22 protein-coding genes are annotated in these 22,884 nt (G+C 36.0%); 8 read left to right on the forward strand and 14 right to left on the reverse strand.

From position 1 onward, the window contains the following. Positions 1-12 precede the first annotated feature (12 nt). The 4 genes from hemL to AC1M9J_RS06900 form a co-directional block, all read right to left on the reverse strand. Positions 13-1,311 (reverse strand): glutamate-1-semialdehyde 2,1-aminomutase, encoded by a 1,299-nt coding sequence (gene hemL, locus AC1M9J_RS06885; protein ID WP_481613045.1) that lies wholly within the window; start codon positions 1,309-1,311, stop codon positions 13-15. A gap of 31 nt (positions 1,312-1,342) precedes the next feature. After that, the gene (thiE, locus tag AC1M9J_RS06890; RefSeq protein ID WP_481952063.1) at positions 1,343-1,963 is read right to left on the reverse strand and encodes a thiamine phosphate synthase; all 621 of its coding nucleotides are present in this window, start codon (positions 1,961-1,963) and stop codon (positions 1,343-1,345) included. 502 nt (positions 1,964-2,465) lie between these two features. Then, positions 2,466-3,140 carry an HAD family hydrolase gene (locus AC1M9J_RS06895; protein WP_481952064.1) on the reverse strand — a complete coding sequence of 225 codons (675 nt, stop codon included), beginning with the start codon at positions 3,138-3,140 and terminating at the stop codon, positions 2,466-2,468. Positions 3,141-3,436: 296 nt separating this feature from the next. After that, on the reverse strand, positions 3,437-3,817 hold the full coding sequence (locus AC1M9J_RS06900; protein WP_180028595.1) for an Mpo1-like protein: 381 nt from the start codon (positions 3,815-3,817) through the stop codon (positions 3,437-3,439). A 215-nt stretch (positions 3,818-4,032) separates the two neighbouring features. On the opposite strand from AC1M9J_RS06900, the gene AC1M9J_RS06905 reads away from it, so the two are divergent. Further along, complete coding sequence (locus AC1M9J_RS06905) at positions 4,033-5,499, forward strand: CYTH domain-containing protein (protein WP_481608815.1); 1,467 nt, start codon at positions 4,033-4,035, stop codon at positions 5,497-5,499. 39 nt (positions 5,500-5,538) lie between these two features. Here the strand turns inward: AC1M9J_RS06905 and AC1M9J_RS06910 are convergent, their stop codons facing one another. Next, positions 5,539-6,186, reverse strand: a complete 648-nt coding sequence (locus AC1M9J_RS06910) for a TetR/AcrR family transcriptional regulator (RefSeq protein ID WP_481952065.1) — start codon at positions 6,184-6,186, stop codon at positions 5,539-5,541. 117 nt (positions 6,187-6,303) lie between these two features. Here AC1M9J_RS06910 and AC1M9J_RS06915 point away from each other — a divergent pair, with 117 nt between their 5' ends. From AC1M9J_RS06915 to AC1M9J_RS06925, 3 genes are all read left to right on the forward strand, one after another. After that, a complete protein-coding gene (locus AC1M9J_RS06915; RefSeq protein ID WP_481597396.1) occupies positions 6,304-7,542 on the forward strand; it encodes an MFS transporter in 1,239 nt (412 codons plus the stop codon). 416 nt (positions 7,543-7,958) lie between these two features. Beyond that, positions 7,959-8,183 carry a hypothetical protein gene (locus AC1M9J_RS06920; RefSeq protein WP_180028591.1) on the forward strand — a complete coding sequence of 75 codons (225 nt, stop codon included), beginning with the start codon at positions 7,959-7,961 and terminating at the stop codon, positions 8,181-8,183. Positions 8,184-8,567: 384 nt separating this feature from the next. After that, positions 8,568-9,257, forward strand: coding sequence for an aspartate/glutamate racemase family protein (locus tag AC1M9J_RS06925; RefSeq protein WP_092767123.1), 690 nt, complete (start codon positions 8,568-8,570; stop codon positions 9,255-9,257). Positions 9,258-9,425: 168 nt separating this feature from the next. Here AC1M9J_RS06925 and AC1M9J_RS06930 read toward each other — a convergent pair whose 3' ends face one another. Together AC1M9J_RS06930 and AC1M9J_RS06935 are read right to left on the reverse strand one after the other, a co-directional pair. Next, positions 9,426-11,135 carry an ATP-binding cassette domain-containing protein gene (locus AC1M9J_RS06930; protein ID WP_481952066.1) on the reverse strand — a complete coding sequence of 570 codons (1,710 nt, stop codon included), beginning with the start codon at positions 11,133-11,135 and terminating at the stop codon, positions 9,426-9,428. A 142-nt stretch (positions 11,136-11,277) separates the two neighbouring features. Further along, on the reverse strand, positions 11,278-11,910 hold the full coding sequence (locus tag AC1M9J_RS06935) for a hypothetical protein (protein WP_035268706.1): 633 nt from the start codon (positions 11,908-11,910) through the stop codon (positions 11,278-11,280). Between the two features lie 115 nt (positions 11,911-12,025). Between AC1M9J_RS06935 and AC1M9J_RS06940 the strand changes: the two genes are divergently transcribed. After that, complete coding sequence (locus AC1M9J_RS06940) at positions 12,026-12,415, forward strand: DUF3144 domain-containing protein (RefSeq protein WP_092767127.1); 390 nt, start codon at positions 12,026-12,028, stop codon at positions 12,413-12,415. Positions 12,416-12,556: 141 nt separating this feature from the next. After that, positions 12,557-13,621: an amidohydrolase family protein gene (locus AC1M9J_RS06945; protein WP_481952067.1), complete on the forward strand. Its 1,065-nt coding sequence runs from the start codon at positions 12,557-12,559 to the stop codon at positions 13,619-13,621. A gap of 51 nt (positions 13,622-13,672) precedes the next feature. On the opposite strand, the gene AC1M9J_RS06950 is transcribed toward AC1M9J_RS06945, so the two are convergent. From AC1M9J_RS06950 to AC1M9J_RS06970, 5 genes are all read right to left on the reverse strand, one after another. Then, positions 13,673-16,462, reverse strand: a complete 2,790-nt coding sequence (locus AC1M9J_RS06950) for a M16 family metallopeptidase (protein ID WP_481952068.1) — start codon at positions 16,460-16,462, stop codon at positions 13,673-13,675. Positions 16,463-16,534: 72 nt separating this feature from the next. Then, entirely contained in the window at positions 16,535-17,362 is an 828-nt protein-coding gene (locus tag AC1M9J_RS06955; protein WP_092767133.1) for a PhzF family phenazine biosynthesis protein, read from the reverse strand. A gap of 172 nt (positions 17,363-17,534) precedes the next feature. Next, on the reverse strand, positions 17,535-17,660 hold the full coding sequence (locus tag AC1M9J_RS06960) for a hypothetical protein (protein WP_257219857.1): 126 nt from the start codon (positions 17,658-17,660) through the stop codon (positions 17,535-17,537). Positions 17,661-17,764: 104 nt separating this feature from the next. Then, positions 17,765-17,956 carry a hypothetical protein gene (locus tag AC1M9J_RS06965; RefSeq protein ID WP_481952069.1) on the reverse strand — a complete coding sequence of 64 codons (192 nt, stop codon included), beginning with the start codon at positions 17,954-17,956 and terminating at the stop codon, positions 17,765-17,767. Positions 17,957-18,190: 234 nt separating this feature from the next. Then, the gene (locus AC1M9J_RS06970) at positions 18,191-18,742 is read right to left on the reverse strand and encodes a M23 family metallopeptidase (RefSeq protein WP_035268718.1); all 552 of its coding nucleotides are present in this window, start codon (positions 18,740-18,742) and stop codon (positions 18,191-18,193) included. 304 nt (positions 18,743-19,046) lie between these two features. On the opposite strand from AC1M9J_RS06970, the gene AC1M9J_RS06975 reads away from it, so the two are divergent. Then, the gene (locus tag AC1M9J_RS06975) at positions 19,047-19,829 is read left to right on the forward strand and encodes an rRNA large subunit pseudouridine synthase E (RefSeq protein ID WP_180028582.1); all 783 of its coding nucleotides are present in this window, start codon (positions 19,047-19,049) and stop codon (positions 19,827-19,829) included. A gap of 127 nt (positions 19,830-19,956) precedes the next feature. Beyond that, on the forward strand, positions 19,957-20,352 hold the full coding sequence (uraH, locus tag AC1M9J_RS06980; protein ID WP_481591371.1) for a hydroxyisourate hydrolase: 396 nt from the start codon (positions 19,957-19,959) through the stop codon (positions 20,350-20,352). On the opposite strand, the gene AC1M9J_RS06985 is transcribed toward uraH, so the two are convergent. Together AC1M9J_RS06985 and AC1M9J_RS06990 are read right to left on the reverse strand one after the other, a co-directional pair. Next, positions 20,349-21,065, reverse strand: coding sequence for a hypothetical protein (locus AC1M9J_RS06985; protein ID WP_481952070.1), 717 nt, complete (start codon positions 21,063-21,065; stop codon positions 20,349-20,351). The two genes, uraH and AC1M9J_RS06985, sit on opposite strands and share 4 nt — an antisense overlap. Positions 21,066-21,129: 64 nt before the next feature. Then, entirely contained in the window at positions 21,130-22,833 is a 1,704-nt protein-coding gene (locus AC1M9J_RS06990; RefSeq protein ID WP_481952071.1) for a M61 family metallopeptidase, read from the reverse strand. Positions 22,834-22,884: the final 51 nt, after the last annotated feature.

Raw genomic sequence — 22,884 nt, forward strand, 5'->3', positions numbered from 1 at the left:
TTCAAAAAAATTCTATTTTAAACGCGCAAATACATTCTTAGCTGCTTGAATAGTGAACGCAATATCTTCATCGGAATGCGCACTTGAGATAAAGCCGGCTTCAAAAGCAGAAGGCGCTAAATTTACACCTTCATCCAACATGCCATGGAAGAATTTACGGAACATTTCAACATCGCATTTCAACATTGAATCAAAGCTTGTGATGTCTTCTTGATCAGTGAAATACAATCCAAACATACCTCCAACCTGTTGAGTCTTAAATGGTATACCTGCTTCATCTGCGGCAGTCTGTAAACCAACCAATAACTTTTCGAGCTGTGCAGTTAGATTTTCATAGAAACCTGGTTGACGAAGATGTTTAAACATCTCAATCCCAGCTCTCATTGCCAGCGGGTTACCTGACAAAGTTCCTGCTTGGTAAACTTTACCTAGAGGCGCAATACATTCCATCACCTCCCGCTTACCACCAAATGCACCTACAGGCAGACCTGCACCAATAATTTTACCTAGCGTAGTTAAATCAGGTGTAACGCCGTAGTGTGCTTGAGCTCCACCTAATCCCACACGGAATCCAGTCATCACTTCATCAATAATGAAGACTGAACCATGCTCATCACACACATCTCGAATGGCTTGCAAGAATCCATCAATTGGTTTAACCAAGTTCATGTTACCTGCAACAGGTTCAACAATAACACCCGCAATTTCGGAACCAAACTTAGCAAAGCATTCTTTTAAAGTCGCAATATCATTGTATGGAAGCGTCAAAGTATGTTTTGCAAAATCAGCAGGAACACCCGCTGATGTCGCCTCGCCTTCACCACTTGTGAGTAGACCAGAACCTGCTTTCACTAAAAGTGAGTCTGAGTGACCATGGTAACAGCCCTCAAACTTAACAATCTTGTCACGACCTGTATACCCACGTGCAAGACGAATCGCAGTCATTGTTGCTTCTGTCCCTGAGTTGGTCATACGTACCAATTCAATTGACGGCATAATTTCACAGATAATATCTGCCAATGTCGTTTCATGCACTGTAGGTGCACCAAAACTTAGACCATCAACAGCGGCTTCTTGAACAGCTTTAATGATCGCAGGGTGTGCATGTCCTAAAATCATTGGTCCCCATGAACCAACATAATCCACATAGCGTTTGCCATCTACATCGTACAGGTAGGCACCTTGAGCTTTTTCAATAAATACCGGCGTACCGCCTACACCATTAAAAGCACGTACTGGTGAATTCACACCACCAGGAATATGTTTGCTGGCTTGTTTAAATAATTGTTCTTGCTTAGGAGATAAACTCATGAAAATCACTCAACTCAAAAAAGTAAAAAATTTAAGCTTGTTTAGTAAATAGCTCTGACCAATCGTAAACACGTTGACCAACGGTTGACATAGACCGACCCAATACATCGCTAATAACAGCACAAAGATCTGCTCCGGCAGCAATCACTTCAGCACCATTTTCAACCGTCAAACCTCCAATCGCGCAAATAGGTACATTTAATTTTGCTTTTGCAGCTTTTAATGTTTCTAAACCAATATTACCTGCTTCAGGTTTGCTTTGTGTCGCATAAATTGCGCCAAATGCTACATAATTTGCGCCGTCTGCGATCGCTTGCTCAGCTAGTTCAATAGAATTATTACAACTACGTCCAATTAAGACGTTTTTTGGCAATCTTTCCACAGCCTCTTGGATTGAACCATCATCTTGACCAAGATGCACACCCACGCCATATTTGACTGCGGCCTCTAAATCATCATTAATGACAAAAGGAACCTTATATTGATTACACATATTCTTCATGTATTCAATTTCATAAGCTTGATCTTCTTTCGCAACGTTTTTACGACGATACTGAAGTACTGCAACTTCATAAGTTGCCATCGCTCCTTCAAGCTTTGCTAATAGAAGTTCAATAGGATCATCGTTGGTGATTAAATACAAACCGCGCATAAAGAATAACTCTAGGCAAATACTAAAAATTTAAAACATTATAGGACAAAGCCTTGGAAGAACACATTCATAATTAGTATGAAAACACCTTTTGGCATGTTATGTACAGTAAATGCATAAAGGATTCCCTCTTCCATTAAAGTACAGTCAATAATTTTGTATAATCTCAATTATATTAAATAGATGCGTTTAATTATTTGATTCAGTACTTAATTCATGATGTTTGATAACTTCATCAATAATCAATCGTAAAACTTGCCGGCAACTAATGGACTTAAATAGCTTCATCAGAAAGTTTTTTAAAATTAACAATTTGATTGTTTTCTCTTTCAGAGATCTACTGAGGGTAACTCAGATTAAGTCTTTAATTTTCCTAGTTTTATTAGTTTAGTTAAAGCGCTCGGATAGTATCAAAATGAGTGAAGCACCAATATTATCAATACATTTTCTTAATTCATTCAATTTTATAAAACGTTTTCATATAAATTAATTTTATCATTCATCATAAGCCCCCATTATTTATTCTATTGATGGCTCGCTCTAATTCATCATAATGATGAATACTCTCATCTGTAATTGCTTTTTTTAGTATTGTATTTGGGTGAAAAAAAATAGTTTTCATACCAACATTTTTTGCACCTTCTATATCAGCTTTAGGATTGTCACCAATAAAAATACAATCAGAAGGTGTACAATTTAACTGGTTACAAGCGTAAGCAAATATTTTTTTATCGGGCTTTCTCAAGCCAATCGCTTCTGAAACTATGATAGTCGAGAAATATTCGGTAAGACCTAAAGCATAAAAATTATGTTCCTGAAATGGGCTTTTTCCATTGGAGACTAACCCAATCTTATATCCCTTTTGATAAAGATCTGAAATGACTTTTTGGACGTCATCAAAACCAATTGAAAATTTATTGAAATCAGTAATGTAAGAATTAAGTAATTCATCAACAGTAAATTTTTTTATATTATAATCTTTGATTAATTGACTGTAAACTATATCTTTCCAAACATTTCCATTATCATCCAATTCAATAAATTTTTTTATAAATGCATCTTTTAGTTCTTGTGGTACTAATTGGAAAAAATTTACTTGCCAACTTATAAAACGAATAAGTGACTCATTCCTATTCAAAATAGTTTGATCCAAATCAAACAGAAGTATGTTTCGCATTAAAAATACTCACTCTCATAATAAAAGTTCTATATATAGTTCATCTTCTTTTTTTTCAGTATTATTTAAATTAACATAATATGTATTATATGCGGTTTATCAGAATAATACCGTTAACTCATCTAACTGAATACATTAATTTTTTTATTTAATCCCAATATTTATAATTTGGATTTATTCATTGGATGTTAAGCCTCTCCAGCTATCATATAATCATATTTTTGTGTAGCTTTCTTAAAACATTTCATGACAAAAAAAGCCCAGAATCTGCTGAGCTTTTTTAACAATATATAAATTTAGCTATCAATTTTATCAAATTTACGATCTTTCAAACTCAAGTTTCCGCGCAAAATATCCGATAACATTCTCCAGTCTGAAATAAAGCTATACAACGGTTGTTTAAAGCTTGCTGGCTTATTTTTTTCAAAAACAAAATGCCCCACCCACGCGCATGCGTAGCCTGAAACTAATCCGTAGACCAGATATTTAGCTTTACGCTGACGAATCGCTTGAGTAAAAAAATAAATACCGATTGAGCTACCTGCTGCATGTAAACGACGACTCATAATGCTGCGGTGTTCAGTCAAATAAAAACGATAAAATTCTGAGTAATTCTTGATGGGTAATTGAAATTTAGCTTCTTCTTGCGATGAAGATGGCTCTACATAAGCATTCATTGTTGTATTCCTGTCCTTTTTTTGACCACCATAATTCAAAAAATCGCACTTGAAAAGCTTATCTTACAAATATTGTGATTAATCATTCATTCAAGTAAATGTAAGTGAATTGTCAAGATTGTGGTTCTAACTGAATCAGTTACAATCCCCTTTAAATTAAAAGGCAATCAAATGTCTTACTTCTACGAAAATGATTGATAGATTAGGAAAATCACATGCTTGAAATTGAATTAAAGTTTCAGATCCCAGAAGCTCGACGGAATGCGATTTTAAAAGCAATCGATCCAAAAAAGTCTGAACTCATTCAAATGCAAGCAAAGTACTATGACACTCCAGATCGCCTACTCTCTCAGCATGGGATAGCCATTCGACAACGTCTTGAAAATACCAATTGGGTTCAAACCCTAAAAGCGACGAAAAGTAAAAGCCATTTACACCGTTTCGAACATAATCATGATTTAGGTAATCTTGAGGCTGCACCGAATTTAGATCTATCTATTTATTCAGATGATTCCGAAGCTTATGAGGTCTTAAATGACGCATTGAAAGGTGATTTTGACCAATTAGTCTTGCAGTTTGAAACAGACATTCAACGTACAGTTCGAGTGATTAGCTTTGAAGATGCCGAGATTGAAGTGAGTCTAGATATTGGCGTTGTACGATCAGATGATCGAGAACATGAGATTCATGAAGTAGAGTTTGAACTCAAACAAGGAAAAGTTGAAACATTACTAGCGTTTAGTTTTGAGTGGGTCAAAAAATATCAACTTTGGCTAGACGTTCGAAGTAAGGCTGAGTTTGGTAATTTATTGGTTTCAAATTTAGTTGTAAGCCCAGCGCGAACTGAAAAAGAATGGATCGTTGCAAAAAAAGAAAGCGCAGAAAAAACGATTCGAATGATGATCGGTCACCATATGCAACATTTGCTGCCGAATATTGCTGCGATTTCTGCGGAAGTGGCTGAACAGGAACACATCGAACAAGCACATATTGCTTTGAACTATTTGTTTTTAAGTCTATCTATTTTTAAAGACTGGACATCAAAGAGCACAGATAAATGGGCACATCAGTTATCTGCATTTAAAAGTCATTTTGAAAACCTAAAACATTATGAGCATATGCAACACACCTTAGGTGCTATTCTGCAAAACCCTAAAACTGCTGAAATGCTCAGCAAAGATGTGCTCTACGCCCGAGAAAAATTAAATAACTTAGTCAAATCTACCCAAAACGTTCAACACTATCTTGAACTTTTGAGTTTTAGTTTAGGCAATTCCAAGAAGGTGCAAACCCAAGACCTCAAAACCTATGCTCAAAATACGCTTCAACAGCAGTATAAAGTTTTACAGGAATGTCTGAATGAAGCTGATCCTTCTAACTTTGAAAGTCTTGACCAATTGGCAATACATTTAAGTGAATTAAAATTCAGTTTCCCAGTCTTAACACAAATTTTTGATGTGAAGAATTTACAAAAATACGGCAAGGCGCTTAATGATGCACATTATGCAGCTGAACAATATCAAGTATTGTCTTCCTCATCATCCTACTTACAGCAAACAGAATTAGAAGCCAGTGACTGGTTCGCCTTAGGTTGGTTGACGGCAAAGCAAGAAATTTACGCTGAAAAACTTTTGGAAGCGACTGAACAATTCTTAGTAAGCAGAAAATTTATCAAGTCATAAAATTCAAGTCAGAACTTTTCGTCAGTGAGAAGTTCTGACTTAAAAATGATCCCAAGTTTGCATCGCCATGTGTACAACGCTTTCCAATTGTTCAAAAGTTGCGCCATCACGTGCTTGTAAGCTTAGTCCTTGCAAAATCGTCATATAATAATCTGTCATTGCCTGAATATTAGTTTGTACACTAATTTCACCTGAAGCTTGGGCAGCTAATAATTTTTCTAGTAAATTCGATTTAGATAGCTGTCTTTTTTGCGAAATTGATTGTTGTATTTGTTGATTTTGAATCGAACAGTTCATTGTCGCCACGACCAACATACATCCTTTAGGTTTGTCTTCTTGCACCAGTCGTTTTAGATTTTCAATCAAATAGAGTTCCATTGCTAATTTTATGGAATGTGCCTGTTTAAAAATCATTTCCATCGAGCATGATTCGTGCCTGAGATAATAGTCAATGCAACGATTAAAGAGCTCAGATTTATCACCATACGTACTATAAAGACTAGGTGCAGTGATTCCCATGGCGAATGTTAAATCACTCATTGAAGTGGCTTCATAACCGTATTTCCAAAATAGTGTCATGGCTTTTTCAAGTGCTTGTTCTTCATTAAAACACTTAGGACGTCCACGCCCCTTTGATATTGATTTGGCACTATCCATTTGATTTATTGGCTTTGAACTTTCCTGCATATTCAACCCAATTAATTTTATAATGATCATTAATAAATTAATTGACCCAGATCTTAAATTCAAATATTTTATTTCTATAACAATCATTATGAAATTATTTTCAAGGAGCGTTGGTCAATGAAATCCGAATCTCATCTGACTGAAACCGCTGTTAATTCTCCATCTCCTACAAAAAATCAAGGAAATTGGTTTGCTGTTATAACACTTTCTATCACCGCTTTTATATTAGTGACCAGTGAGTTTCTCCCTATTGGTGTGCTCAATGCAATCGCACTAGATCTCAACATTTCAGTCGGTACTGCTGGCCTGTTCATTACCCTTCCAGGCGTGATGGGTGCTTTCGCAGCACCGCTTATCTCGGTCTGGGTGAAGCAACTTGATCGACGCTATTTATTAATCGCACTCACAGCGGTCATGGTCATTGCAAATTTCATTACGAGCTATTCAGAAAGTTTCACTTGGATTCTATTGAGTCGCTTTTTCTTGGGTATCGCGATAGGCGGATTCTGGGCAACTGCAATCGCCTTAAGTGGTCGTGTTGCACCTCCTCACCTACCCATCGCCAAAGCAACAGCTATCGTCATGGCTGGCGTGACTCTGGCAACTGTGCTGGGTGTTCCGGTTGGAACATGGCTAAGTGAAATTTACGGTTGGCGTAATGCCTTTATGATCACCTCGGTGATTGGTGCCATTATTCTGTTTTTTGAAATTAAATTCCTACCGAAATTACCGCCGACTTCAGCTATTCAATATAGCGATCTACCCGCATTGTTTCGAGATCCAAAAGCTCGTAAAGGGTTAATCATTGTTTTATTTATCGGATTAGCGCATTTTTCAACATACAGTTACTTGGCGCCTTTCTATAAAAATGAAGCAGGATTTGATGGTTCAACCATCAGTTCTTTACTTCTTATTTATGGAGCAGCAGGCTTCGTAGGCAATGCATTCTCCGGTTATAGCAGCAATATCAATGTCCGCTATACGCTTTTTGCTGTTGCATTGTGTTTAGCAATCGTATTCCTTACATTCCCTGTTTATGCCAAATTCTTAACTGGTGCATATATTCTTACAGCATTATGGGGTTTTGCTTTTGGTGCCTTTCCTACGACAGCCAATATCTGGATGTTTTTACATGCGCCACATGCGGTTGAAAAAGGGATGCCTCTTTTTGTCAGTATGTTCCAAATCATGATTGCAGCAGGCGCTTTATTTGGTGGTTTTATGGTAGATCACTTCAATACCAGTACCTTAATTTACAGTGTATTGATTTTTATTTCATTAGCTGTAATTGCTGTATTCACTCATAGTCGAGGATTGAATAATCCTAAAGCTCAGCAATGTACATCAATTAATTGAGTTGAGTTGAGTTGAGTTGAGTTGAGTTGAGTTGAGTTGAGTTGAGTTGAGTTGAGTTGAGTTGAGTTGAGTTGAGTTGAGTTGAGTGTAATTTTTTACGCTCAATTCTTAAATAATTCTATGAAATATAAACTCATTTCGTTGAGTGAAATCAATTTAAGAAATTAACGCGCTAAATTCTCAACCATCATTCAAATCGATCAATGCACCAATTCGGTGACATTTGCACAAAAATGATGAATTTTTTCATGAAAAATCCGTTAATCACTCCTCCATATTATTAATTATACCTAAATTATATATTTATCATTATTTATTAGTTGGCATACAAAATGCATTCATTATGATGAGTCTATCGTTTAACGCTAGTTATTCGATTTACTTGAAAATAAAATCAAACATGAATGGTGAATACAATGAATAATTCAAATCCAACAACTTTAAAAGAACTTACATTAGATGAAATTGAAGCAGTATCTGGTGCAGGTTTAGTGACTAATTTGCTTGGTACTGTCGGCTCTCTTGTAGGATTAAAAGATCCTTTAGTGAAAATTGGCACTGGCGTAAATGAAACACTTAATGGAACAATTGATTCACTAGGATTAGGTGTATTAAAAGGTGTTGTAGACACCTTGATTTAATTTTAAAAATCTTATGAACAATAGACTTTTTAATCTTTCAAATCACTCATCAAAAGGCTCATGAATGAGCCTTTTGATTGATATCCTACAAGATTTTGAACTAGAATGCTCTATACATGGATTGTTCAGCAATACAATAATTTTCCTCTATTTATGGCATCTAAGTTCGGGGTTAATGTGAATTCTTCCGATGAGAAGCTTACTCAACCATAAGATTGGTAAATTCTGCTGCTAAACTTATATACATTCATCCCCTAAAAATACACATCAAAAGCTGAACTTTTCTCACTTTGATTAAGTCATTATTTTAAAAAGTAGCAATTTCATACTCGATAATTTTCATTATATTGATAAATTAAATATTTAATTTTTAAAGGTGCGAACTTGAAGACAATTGGTTTATTAGGTGGAATGAGTTGGGAGTCGACTGATTTGTACTATCAACAAATCAATAAGATGGTTCAAACGAAACTTGGCAAGTTACACTCTGCTAAGGTTATTCTTATTAGCGTTGATTTCGCTGAAATTGAGGAGTTACAACGCAAAGGATTATGGGAAGATGCAGGAATCTATTTAAGAGATCAAGCCATACAATTAGAAAAAGCAGGTGCAGATGGCATAGTACTTTGTACAAATACAATGCACAAAGTAGCAACTTATATTGAGGAATCAACCAACATACCATTTATTCATATAGCAGATGCGACAGCCATGGAAATCATGAGCCAGAAAATTACAAAAATTGGGCTGCTTGGTACTGCATTTACGATGGAACAAGATTTTTATAAAAGCAGATTGGAGGAAAAAGGACTTAAAGTAATAACACCTAATAAAGCGAGTAGAAAAATTGTTCATGATATTATTTACAACGAATTATGTTTAGGCATAATTAGCGAAGCTTCGCAAAAGAAATATATTCATATTGTCGAAGAATTAATATCTTCTGGCGCTGAAGGAATCATTTTAGGATGCACTGAGATTTGTATGCTTATAGGAGATCTAAAATTCTCAGTCCCTCTATTTGATACAACTTCTATTCATGCGCAAGCAGCTGTAGATTTTGTATTATCATAAATATTTCATAGCATAAAAATCATTCAGATCATGCAAAAAAATATTTAACTGACATCAAAATCTATCATCAAGTACATGAATCGTTGCTCAAGACTAAATTTAATCAAATAAATACATATTTTAAAAAACGCTTTTTTTGATTGATATTCATGCCACAACAATCATCATTTAATCCTCATCGATAGAATTTAGAATGATGTTGAAATCAATAATTTCATCTGCGATTTCTGTCGCCATACGTTCATGAGAAATCATAATGACCGTTTCAACTCGCTCTTGAATAATTTTTAAAATTTTCGAACTTGTTTTCTCATCTAAGGCTGCTGTAGGTTCATCTAAGATCAGAAGCTCTGGTTTTTTTAATAATGCACGAATGATGTTTAATCGTTGTTTTTCACCACCAGAGAAGTTTTTATAAATTTCTTGTATATCATCGTCTAACTCAATTTGATTTTTTTCCAGCAAATGGAGTAAATCAAACTCTTTTAGCCAATGTTTAAGCTCCTCATCAGAATATTTGATCTCAGTATTTTGAATCAAATTTTGTCTTAATGAGGTTGAATATACGATCGGAGTTTGGCTGACCACAGCAATCTGATCAAATATCTTTTCTGAAAATACTGAAGTGATCTCTAAATTTCTAAAGAATAGCCGTCCAGATTTGATCTTTTCTATTCCCACCAAATAATTGAGGAAACTTGATTTTCCAATACCTGTTCGCCCCTGAATTAAATATATTTTTCCACACACGATGTCTAAATTAAAATTTTCAATCGTCTGCTGACCTAGATCAAATGACACATTTTGAAATGAATACGCCACCTCACTTTCTTTCTGTTCCTCAGCTGTTAGATCATTCGTACTGAATGACTCATGTTCCAATTCAAAATATTCTAGGTACTGATCAATAGCCACAATATGACCTTTCAAATGAATGATATTTTGAGACATCATCATTAAAGGAATGGTTAAACCTATAATATAGGTACTGACTAAAACAAAATCACCTGAACTAAAACTTTGATATTCAAACATATAGACTGATAAAACCATGAATACCAAAAGAAAAAATGACACAAATAACAGTTGATATATCATGAGATACTGAAGTTTTTTATAGGTAACCTGAGTCTTTATTTTATAGTCATCGATTCTGCGGCTAAACTCTTCAAATTCGTAATATTTCGAATGACTGAGTTTGATATCATAACTTTGTTGGAGTTTTTCAATCACAAATTGATTCAGTTGATTTCGAGCACCATACATAATCGTAAAGATATCTTGTGTCTTAAAGGTAATGATGAGCGATAAAGCAACTGTACAAGCTGAGAATACGAAAAAATACACACCAAATTCAAGATTGATCGTATTTCCGAGCACATACACCATACCTAAGATTTTAAATACCGTAGGTACAATGACAAAAAATATAGTAAAAATAATTGTACCAAGTGCTTCGCTGCCACGAATTAAATTGGCATTAAATACACCGATATCTTGTTGACGTTGATCTTTTAATTTCAAATCTAGAAAATTAAATACACCAGCTTTAAGCATGGATGCATCAACATTTCTGATCATCATAGACATGGCAAAATTATTTACATTCTTCATCCCTTCATTGATAAACCAAGCGAGTGCATAAGCCACGGCGAATAAATAGAGCAGATGAATTTGAAAAAAGTCTTGAATCGAATAGTAATGATCAGGCTCACTGGTCTGGTCAATCAGCAGCTTAAACAAATACGGTAAACCAACACTTGTACCAATAATTAAAATTTGAAGTATGGCTAAAACGAAGAACACACTTAATCCATTTTCATCATGTTGACGAAATAACATCCACGCCTTTTTAAATTGTTTAATCTTTTCAGTCATCATTCTTGAAATTAGTTATTTTTTGTGATGACTATTTTAAACAATACTAATCAATAAGTTTGGATATGGATCGTAGAAGCTTTGTTCTTATATGGTAGCTAATCGTTGATTCTAATGTCTAAACTAAGTTCAATCAGTCCAACTAACGATATTTACCATAAATACGCCACGTGTTGTTATCCGCCAATGGATCGCTATATGAGTCATTTCGTTGCTTACGTGGTTTATCGCGAGCATCAACCAACTCGAAATGAGGCTCAACACTTAAGACAATACCATTTACATAAAAACGTGTTCTCGTATATTCACTTTGCCCATGCTGAAATACATAAGTTCTTAAATCTATAAATTCGCGATGCGCAACTAATGCAGCAGTGTCATCATGATCCAACCAACGACTCATTGCCAAAACTTGTTCAGGTTCAAACTGTCCACACTTCTCTAATACACTAGCAATACCACGAAAAGTCTTTGATTCCTTTGCACGTGTTTTGTTAATGCGAATTCGGTCTACATGAAAATAAAACAGCGGTAAATTTAGATGACTCGGTAAATGAATGGCATCTAAAACCTCATCTTCCATAAAAGGTTGAAATAAATCTTGTGCCCTTTCGATTAGACCTGTCCACTGCTGGTAATAAGCAGCTACTTGCTCTTTGCTTCCATAATAAATGGGAAGACCTTCGACATTCGCAAGATCAACAGGTGGCCAAATATTCTGTCTCAGTAACGCAATATCACTTTTTAAACTTTGAACTGCGATAGCATCTTGCATAGAAAAGCTCATAAAAAAATTACTTAGGCTATTTTTAGATTAAGTGAAAGGTTTAGTTTATGCAAGCCTTTGCCTATAATAGTGCTTGAATTAAGTTATTTATTAGGAACAATTCATGGTTCAAAAGATTCAAGCGACTGATGTCACTGAAGAAGAAGCATTGAATGCGATTTTCTTCGAACGTGCTGATGAATTTATTAAGCAAGCCAATGAATTTTGCCGTGTTGAAAAAGGTTCTACTGTTAAACCAGCTGATGCTCGTGGTCAAGTCAGTGCTGCGATGCTATTTGGTACTGCTCGTTTTAATACATGGGTTGCTGCCAATAACTTTAAAGATGGCAATGAAATGCGTGATGCTAAAGAACAAGTGATGTCTTATATCATGCAACAGTTTCATATGATGCTTGAAGATAATTATGACGAATACTGCGAACAGTTTGAGAACTACCTTCGCTTCCGTCGTAATGAAGAGTTTCATGCAAATAAACATGACCACGAACATTAAATAGATTTGCATTGTGTGCATTGGGCCTCCTTTAGGGGGCTTTTTTAATGCTTAAACTCTAATATTCAAACGAAAATGCAATTCAAAAATTGATCAATTTCTCGTATGTTATTCTTATTGATGACTCAACTAAGGATAGCGATGAATCAACTCAACTTTCCCATCGTCGATGCTCATATCCATCAATGGGATCCTTATCACACACCGCATGCTGCCGCTTTAGCTGTTAAGCTTTTTGGAAAACATCCAAAAATCTTGGATAAAGTCGTTCGTCTCGTAAAACCTAAAGATTTAATAGAGACAGTAGGACTTACAGATTACATCACAGCACCCTATTTACCAGCGGATTACCACAAAGACATTGGACACTATACTGTGAGCCGTGTTGTACATGTCGAAGCCAGCTGGCATCATCAAAAAGGGACTGGCGTTGTAGAAGAAACGCAATTTATTCAACAGCTTCCTTTTTCTCAAGAAAACATCAAATTGGCTGGAATCGTTGCAACAGCTGATCCTCGTGAAAGTAATTTCAAAAAAATTCTTAAAATGCATAAAAAGGCATCTCGGCATTTTCGTGGTATTCGAAAAATGGCTGCACATCATGAAGATCCTGGAATTCATGCATGGAACGATGATCCCCAACTCTACACTGATCGAAAATTTTTAAAAGGTTTTGAAGCCTTAGCCCAGTACAATTTAAGCTTTGATGCTTGGGTTTATTCTAGCCAGCTTAAAGATGTTATTGCTTTGGCAAAACGTTTTCCTGAGACTTCGATTGTCTTAGACCATTTGGGCACACCAGCAGGTTTATTCGGCCCAGTAGGTAAACACACAGGAATCACCCAAACTGCGCGAGACAATATCTATTTCCACTGGAAAGAAGATCTTGCAGAATTAGCTCAATGTCCGAATGTATATACAAAAATGTCTGGACTCTTCATGCCTGTTTTAGGTCATCAATTTCATACACGACGAACACTAGCATCTAAACAACAAATCATTGAATTGGTCTCTCCTATGATTATTCATGCTTTACAATGTTTTGGGCCTTATCGTGTCATGTTTGCATCCAACTTCCCGATGGATAAAGTGAGCACATCACTCACAAATATCATTGATGCCTTTAGCGACATTGTCGCTACCTATAATTCAGATGTTGTTGAACAGATATTTTGTAAAAATGCGCAGCAATTTTATAAGCTTTAAAAAAGGCTCATTCACAATCGAATGAGCCTTTTTGAATCGTACATTGTGGTTCTAAGTTTTAGGCTTTGAAATCATTTCAGGTTGTGGTTTACCATACTGATCTGCCATAACTTCAACCAAAAACTCAGGCTTAATATATTTTTTGATCACTGCATCTATATCTTGCTTCGTCAGTTTTGCAAATGCCTGATCTCGCTCTAGTCTTGAAAGCTGTGTTTTATTTTGTTCAAGCTGGCTGTTCAATCCACGATGAATACGGCGCTCATCCTCTAAATTCGTGACACGCTGTTTCATAATATTGGCTTTAGCCGCTTCAAGCTCTTGCTCCGTCACACCATTCTTTAATAAGTCAGTGAATACTTTATGCACACCTTGAGAAACTTGAGCTGATTTTCCTACTGCATAATTAGCACTTACACCTAGAGCACCAGCATTGATAAAATTATCCAAACTCAAACTACTTCCAAAGCTGTAAACCAACGCATTTTTTTCACGTAACTCCATGGCAAGGCGTGATGATAATTGTGACTCGCCTAGAATATGGCTCAACACATATAATGCTTCTGCATCAGGATGATTATTACCCACTGGAATGGCAATAACCGCTTGATAATTACCAAATTGACGCTGTTCAGCCAGCGCATGAACTTTTTGAGCAGGATAATCTATATGACTGCCCTGCAAACGTTGGTATGGTTCTTTTGTCTTAGACTGACCTAAAGATGAATTCAAATATTTCAGAATGGCTTTGTCATCAAAATCACCAGTCACCGATATTTGACCATTTTGAGTTGTAAAATACTTTTGGTACAAAGCTTTAATTTGATCATTGGTGATGGTTTCAATTTGCTGCTTTGCCAGCTTAGGTTCAAAATGATATCGCAAATCACCTGGTTCATATCGCTCTACGATTCTAGCGATAGTCAGTCCTGCAACAGTTTCAGGCTCTGTATATGGTCGATTTAATGACGACAATGTTTGCGATTTGATGAGGTCAAACTGACTTTGCTCAAATTTAGGATTATTCATAACGTCGACAATAAACTTGAAGAATTCTGTAAATTTTTCTTTCTTCGCAGATACGTTAATCACAATACCATTATCAACAGCTGAAGCAGATGCTCGACCACCCGCCTCGATTGATTTGTCTGCAATATCTTGCAGGCTATACTGCTCAGATGCTCTCAATAGCAAATAAGACATAAAGCCTAGTGCTTCACCTTGATGCTTGAGTGATTGTGCTGTCCCGAAATTTAAAGATATCGATGCGTAAGTTTTGTCATCGCGTGTTGACGTTGGGAATAGTGCATACTGCATCCCATTTTTCAAAGTACCACGCTTGATTTTTTTCTCTAACTTTTCAACATACTGTTTTGAATTTTTTAAGTGCTCAGCCACTTCAGCTTTATACACAGCTGGGTCTTTTAAAGGCTCTTCTTGAGTTGTCACTTGATCTAAAGTTTTTGATTCTTGCTCATGAGCGTCTAGCTCGAGTGCCTTTTTTTTATCCTCAGGCGTAGGTTGTATGTCTCCCGAAATACGATGCTCAGCAACCAAGAATTGATTTATTGCCTGATTAACCTGATCGACATTTAAACTTTGTATCTCTGCTTGGTCTTTAAAATATTTTGTCCAATCCCCATTGGATGAAACCACATAATCACTAATGAAACCACCCACAGAAGAGGCATTGGTCATCATGCTCTCTTGACCATTTTTAATCATGTTTTTGACACGATTTAATTCTGTTTCATTAAATTGATGCTTTTTCTCAATTCCTTTCTCTAGAGAAAGGGCAACTTTTTTCTCATCATGATTAGGAGCATACACTGCCCCCATAAAAACAAGATTAAAATCTGGTGTTAACCATGTCGTCGATTGAACCTGTGTAGCCGTACCTGTTTCTACAATATCTTTGTACAAGTGACCACTAGGTTGCATTGTAAATAAATAAGGTGCTAAAGCGAGTGCAGTCTGTGTTTTTTGCTGGGCGCCATTGAGATAAATATTGTATTTGCCTAAATCACTTCCCTTTTGCACGATAAATTGACGATCTTTGATCTTGGTCGAATCAAGCATTGGAACTTTGGTTGACTCAGGAATTTGACGCGCAGGAATTTGATTAAAATTTTTATCCACTGCTTTCAGGATATCCGTTTTATTAAATTTACCTGCAATCACTAGAACTGCATTATTCGGTGCATACCATTGTCGGTAAAATTGATTCAGTTCCTTCATGTTGATTGACTGAAGCTCAGTTAAATCACCAATCGGTAGACGACCTAGATACTGATTTCCGTAAGCAGATTTCCAAATTTGATCCATCAATACTGAAAAAGGTTGATCCATTCGAACCTCACGCTCTCGTTTTACGATTGCGATTTCTGACGGAACAAATTTTTCCTGAAGTACGAGCTTATCCATTCGCTCTGCCTCCAGATACAACATTTCATCAATGGCTTTTTTTTCTGGACGGATGACACTCATATACTGGGTAGAATAGTAGTCAGTCATCGCATTACTCATGAGCGTATGCTGATCTAGACGACGTTGAAACTCATCTCCTTTTACATTTTCTGTGCCTTTAAACGCGAGATGCTCAAGTAAATGTGCTAAACCACCTTTACCTTGTGGGTCATTCAAAGCTCCCGTTAAATACACCATATTCATAAAAATTTTATTTTCTTTAGGTATTGGTGCCAAAATTACCCGTAAACCATTTTCTAGTTTGTATTCTTCAATATTTTGTTCAGTCTTGACCAAAACAGGTTGTGCTAAACCGCTAGAACTGACCGCAACGATCATTAAAGTAAGTGAAAGTTTTTTAAAACGAGTTAGCATTGTTCTTCCAATTATTGATATAAAAAAATTGATCACACGCCTGACAAGGGTATGATCAATAGGGTTTATGCTTTAAAGGTAAATTTCAGCTTTCATATAAAGTTTGGCATAGCCAGAAATTTCAATTCTTTGATTCTCTTTAAGTTGGCAATACAACACGCCACCTCGTTCTGAGCTTTGAAAAGCAATAAGTTCTGTTTTATTCAATTTCTCAGCCCACAAGGGTGCTAATCCTGTATGCATAGAACCTGTTACAGGATCTTCATTGATGCCTTTATGTGGTGCAAAATAACGTGCCACATAATCATATTGTTCTGATGCTGCAGTTATAGCAATATCGGGATGATCGGATGCTGTAATACAAGTACTAACCTCATATGCTTCAGCAATTGCATTAATATTGGCAAAATTAGGTTTGGCATCAAGCACATCTTGTTCACTTTCCAAGACTAAAATATAAGCTTGTTGATTTAGATAAATTTCCTTGATTGGACGATCAACCACTTCTTTTAATAACTCAGGAAACTCTTCAGTTAAATGAGGGATTCGAACAGGGAAATTCATTGTAATTTTTCCATCATCTTGTCGAGTGATGGTAAAAATTCCTAAATCTTTGACATGAAATTTAATTTTTTTCGCTTGAGTATACTCATTAAAAAGTACATAACTGCTCGCTAAAGTGGCATGACCACAAAAATCGACTTCAACTTTAGGTGTAAACCAACGGATTTCATAATTTTCATCATCAATAATTTTAACAAAAGCCGTTTCAGCCAAATTATTTTCAAATGCAATATTTTGCATGAGTGATGTATCAAGCCATTCTTCACTGACCACTACAGCTGCAGGATTCCCCTTAAACAACGCTGTAGTAAAGGCATCAACTTGATACATTTTCATAAATACACCCTAATATTTCCAAACTTCTAATTGAGAATAATAATCTTTTATCATTTCAAATCATAGATTAATTTCAATCTTGACTATAAATTATTGCTTCACAAAGATTCGTTCATAAACTGTATATTTCTAATGATCTTCCATAAAAAAACCCTCACATGAGGGTCTTTTGCTATTTACGCTTTTTGAGCGCTTTCTTTAAATCTTTTAACTTAGATTCATGCTTAGAAATTTTCTTAAGTCTCGATTTAATTTGATCTTTTAAATCTTTAATTTTTAACTTGGACTTATTCGCCATATCTTATCTTCCTCGTGTCATTCACTTTAAATTGTTAATGCTTGAATTTACTGACAAGAATGGGCATTCATCCCTAAATTCCCATTCAATTCATGATTAATGGATTAACGATTTTGTTGATCTAAATCAGATTGCTGTTGTGATTGTTGACGGGACTGTTGCTGATTCTGCTGCTGTTGATCTTGTTGCTGTTGCTGCTGATTGGGTTGCTGTTGATGTTGCTGTTGACCTTGTTGACGTTGCTGGTGATTTTGTTGCTGTTGCTCATTTTGATCTTGATTGTATTGATTACTCATTTCATATCTCCATGATTATCAGATTTTGATACTGATCTTGAATTCTTTTTCACTTGAATTAGACCAATACAAATAACCATAACCCTTTTGCACGAAACTGCGAGCATAGAGCTGTATCAAAATACTGCATCGTAACTTCCATTGTGTAAGCTATTTAAATTTCAGAGGATTAAAATTGATATATGTTACGAGGCTTACAAGGCTCTCTCATTTGTTTACTTGTATTAACGAGACTTATTCCTCTGGTTTTAAATCTGGTTTTAAATATGGATATGGATTTGTAGCACCACTCGTTAAATAAATCCCATAATGTAAATGTGGAGGTGTATTGATCGCATTGCCAGTATTTCCCACATATCCTAATACTTCACCGACTTCAACCCAGTCACCTTCTTGGATGTGTGCTGCATATTCATCTAAATGTGCATAGTAATGGCGACTTAACTGAGGTCCTACCACCCAGATGACTTTACCTCCCAAACTATTTGTGCCGATACGACTTACAATACCTTGTGTTGTACTCAATACAGGCGTACCTCGTTTGGCAAAAATATCAATTCCTTGATGTGTACGACCATTTGAACGTGCTGCCCCCCAAGTATCTGCTATTTGAGTTACTTTGACTCCTTCAACGGGTATCGCCAACGGCTCTGTCAACGCTTGCTGTTGAAGTTTCCAGTATAAATATGGATATTGTATTCCTGCTGTTGCGCCTGAATTTGGGGGCTGACAAGCAGTAAGCATCCAACTGATTGCAATGAGTGATCCGATAATCCTTTTTTTCATATACAACCTAACATCTTAAATTGAGTTAAATTTTAGCGTCTGATCGACGTTTGCATTGTATTGTTTAAATTAAAAGCACTTGTCAGAAACCAATAAAAGCCTGCTTATACCGATTAAATCGTCAGAATTACATATTTTTTTTGATCAATACGATACTTTCTTTTTTGAATCACGCATAATAGTCACCAATTCCCCGATTTATTTTGTTTGACTTCAATGATCGAATCCTCAGATCAATTCAGGATGTTCATAAATTCTTGATAAGTCAGACCTTTCACTATTTGCACATTATTGAAGTTTTTATATGAAAATCGTCATTCTCAATAAACCTTATGGCGTTCTCTCCCAGTTTCGTAAAGACGAAGCGCATATGACAATGTCTGATTTCGTTGACGATCCGACTTTACGTCTTGCTGGACGTTTAGACATGGACTCTGAAGGTCTAGTGTTTTTAACCGACCATGGTGGTTTAAATCAGTACATTACCAACCCTGCCAATAAGAAATTTAAAACTTATTTGGTTCAAGTTGATGGTGATGTGACTGAAGAGGCTTTAGAACAGCTTCGTAAAGGTGTAGAGCTTAAAGACGGTATAACTCTACCCGCAAAAGCTGTAAAAGTTGAACAGCCTGAGTGGTTATGGGATCGTGATCCTCCTGTTCGTTTCCGTGCTTCTGTACCTACTTCTTGGGTTGAAATTTCGATTTGCGAAGGTCGTAACCGCCAAGTTCGACGTATGACTGCAGCAGTGGGTTTCCCAACTTTACGTCTTATTCGCACTAAAATTGGATCAATCGACTTAGTACAGATGGGTCTTGAATCTGGCGAAACTAGAGAAATTGAACCATTACTTTATCCTGACTTTCAAAATGTTCCTGCAGAAGAGCCATACCGCTCACGCTCTTATGTGAAGAAACCAGGCGGTACAGGTGGCAAGCCGATTAATAAGAAAGTCAATAAAGATGGTACTAAGAAAAAATCGGGTACTAAACGTATTTGGCAAATGGAAGAACATGAGAAACCACGTCGTAAGACCAATGGTACTACTCGCCCAAATACAAAAGCTCCACGTGGACGCGCACGCTAAGCTCAAGCTATTGTAAAAAAAGTAAAAAGGATGCGATTGCATCCTTTTTTTATACATAAATTAACTTAAATAATCTCTCATTTTAAGTACACTTTTTCGATTATTTGCTTATTGTGAGTTGATACTTATGAAAAAATTTACGCTTGCTCTTTCAGGTTTTGCATTTTCAACATTCACTTTGGCAAATCCTTTAAGTGTTCATGTGCTTAATCAAGAAACTGGTCTTCCGTCTTCTAATATTGCAGTTACACTTGAAGCGCAGCAGGGTGAAAAATGGGTAAAGCTCAACGAAGCTAAAACGGATGAAAATGGTCGTATCAAGGCTCTATATCCAGCCGAAACAGATCTTCAAAAAGGTGTTTACAGAGTAACTTTTAAAACTGGCGACTGGTTTAAAGCAAACAACAAGCGTACTTTCTTCCCAGAAGTGCCAGTGGTTTTTGTGATTGATGGTAGTTTAGATCATTACCATATTCCGTTGTTATTAAGTTCATATGGTTATTCAACCTATCGGGGGAATTAACCTAGATGTATTATGTGTGTTTCCCATACTTCACCATCAAATTCATCTGTTGTAAAAACTGCATTAATTTTCATTTCTTGAGTATGTTGCTCTCCAAAAATGTCAAAAAAAATACAATTTATATGAGCCTCTAAACAAGATTCAATCATTGCAAACTCATCTTCATTTATACGAAATTGAACATCAATTGAGTCGTTTTTCTCAATTTTTTTTATTAGTTCTACAGTTCTATTTTTTGAAGACAAAATCGTTAAATCTGTCAAATCGCCTTTCCCGACATTTAAAATATTTGCCTTAATCCAAAAATGATAAAGCTTTAAATCAGCTATTTGACGATCTAATAAATCACCTTGACAATTTTTGAAATTAATTTCCGGTTTAACTGACTGCAATGTACTTTGAAATTCCTTTGTTTGTATTGAAACCATTTGTCTATGCTGATTTGTAGTTTCCCTCATCTCATCAATTTGAAGCTGTAATGCTTTTTCTTGTTGTTCTAAGGCTTTGGTATTTTGTTCAAGCTGTTTACCTTGCTGAACATAACCAAGAACAAGCCAAAGAAAAGCAATAGGTGCAAAAATTCCAGCAAGTGCATCCCCCAATTCATTGAGAGATACTGGACTTTGTAAGTTAGCAAAAAACCAAATCAGCGCAATGACTAAAAGCCATATGACTGTAATTACAATACCCCACACCAAACTTTTCTGATTCATCTTCTGACAATAAAAAACCCATAGCTAAGTATGGGTTTTACATGAATTTTATAACCTAGGCAAATTAAGCTTTAAGCCATTTATCAACTTTAGATTGATCTGCAACCTTAAGTTCCACTTCAGTGAGTTCACTACCACCTGATTGAATTTCAAATTGCATTAATTCATCACGACGGAAAGCATGCACATTAAAAGTACCTTCCAATTTTGCATACTTGTCGAGTTGTTTAGTGGTCGCCTTTAAACCATCAACTGCGATGATAATATCATGAGCAGAAAGCCCAGCTTTAACACCAGCGCCATCACGACGAGCAGACTGAATTAATACGCCTTCAGGTTTATCTAGAAGTTTTAAACCAAATGGTAAAGATTTATCATGCTTTAAAACATAGTCTAAGCCAAATTCAGGGAACAATTGATCAAGCGGTAACTCATCCGTGGTATTAATCAAATGATTAATTTGTTCAGACCAATCATCACCTGTTAATTCTTGGCATAATTCATAGATGGTACGTTCATGAACCTGTATACCCTTTTGCGCATTTTCATACAGCTTACGCATCAATGCATCAAGACTTGAACCTCTTAAACGTAAACCTAAATCTAAACACAGTGCTACTAAGCAACCCTTGTTATAGTAACTTGTGCCAGCATTGTTAGAGTTTTCATCTTGACGATAGAATTTGACCCATGCATCAAAACTTGACTCTGCAACAGTTTGAACAAAACGACCTGGATTTTGCAAATAACGATCGATCTGCGCCTTTAACAACTTCAAGTAAGATTCCTGAGAAATCACACCACTACGCAGTAGAATCAAATCATCATAGTAGGACGTAAAGCCTTCAAAAATCCACAGCAAAGAGGTATAGCCCTCTTTGTCTAAATCATAATTCACAAAATTTTCAGGGCGAATAAATTTCACCAACCATGAATGAAAATATTCATGGCTACACAACCCTAAGAAACGCTGATAATCAGCGGAAGGTTCAACAGGCTCATTGGACTTAGGTAGATCATCACGTGGAGAAATCAAACTGGTTGAGTTCGGATGCTCTAAACCACCATAACTATTACCCGTCGCGATGGTCATAAAGGTGTAGTTTTCGAAAGGTGCCGAACCAAACATCGATATTTCTGTCGCACAGATTTTCTCAATGTCTTGTTTCATACGTTCGATATTCATCGCATGTTTGCCAGAGATCACAAACTCATGCGGAATACCATTTGCTTCAAAAGCAAAACGAGTTTGATCTGCAAGCTCAAATGGTGCATCAATCAATTCAGCGTAGTTTTTTGCCTTAAGCGTATAGCGACCACGCACTAAACTTTTAGATGCCAATCCTGTAGCGAGTTGGAAATGTTTCAATTCATCTGGCAAAAATAACTCAACTTCTACCGCTTTATCTTCTTGTCCTTCTAAACCTAAACATGCACAAGCAGGATTCACATATAAGCGTGTTTCATCAACATAAGCACCACGTACTGAGAGGTCGTATGCATAGACGTCGTACTCAACCGTAATCAGCTCAAAATCAGTATTAAATAACTGCCACTTATTTTTTTCATTTTTACGAATCTTGAGTATTCGACCATCTTCATCATAGGCACGAACAGACTCAATATGTTTTGAAAACTCTCGAATGAGATAACTTCCTGGAATCCAAGTTGGCAAGCTCAATACTTGAGTTGGCTGAGCAACGAAACGAACAGTAACGTGAATGAGATGCTGACGAAAGTCGTCAAATTCGATCTGATAATGCAACATAATGTCTTAATTGAGAAACTATAGAACCAACTTGTATTTAGAGTAGCATTT

This window comes from Acinetobacter sp. ANC_7588 (assembly GCF_056783995.1).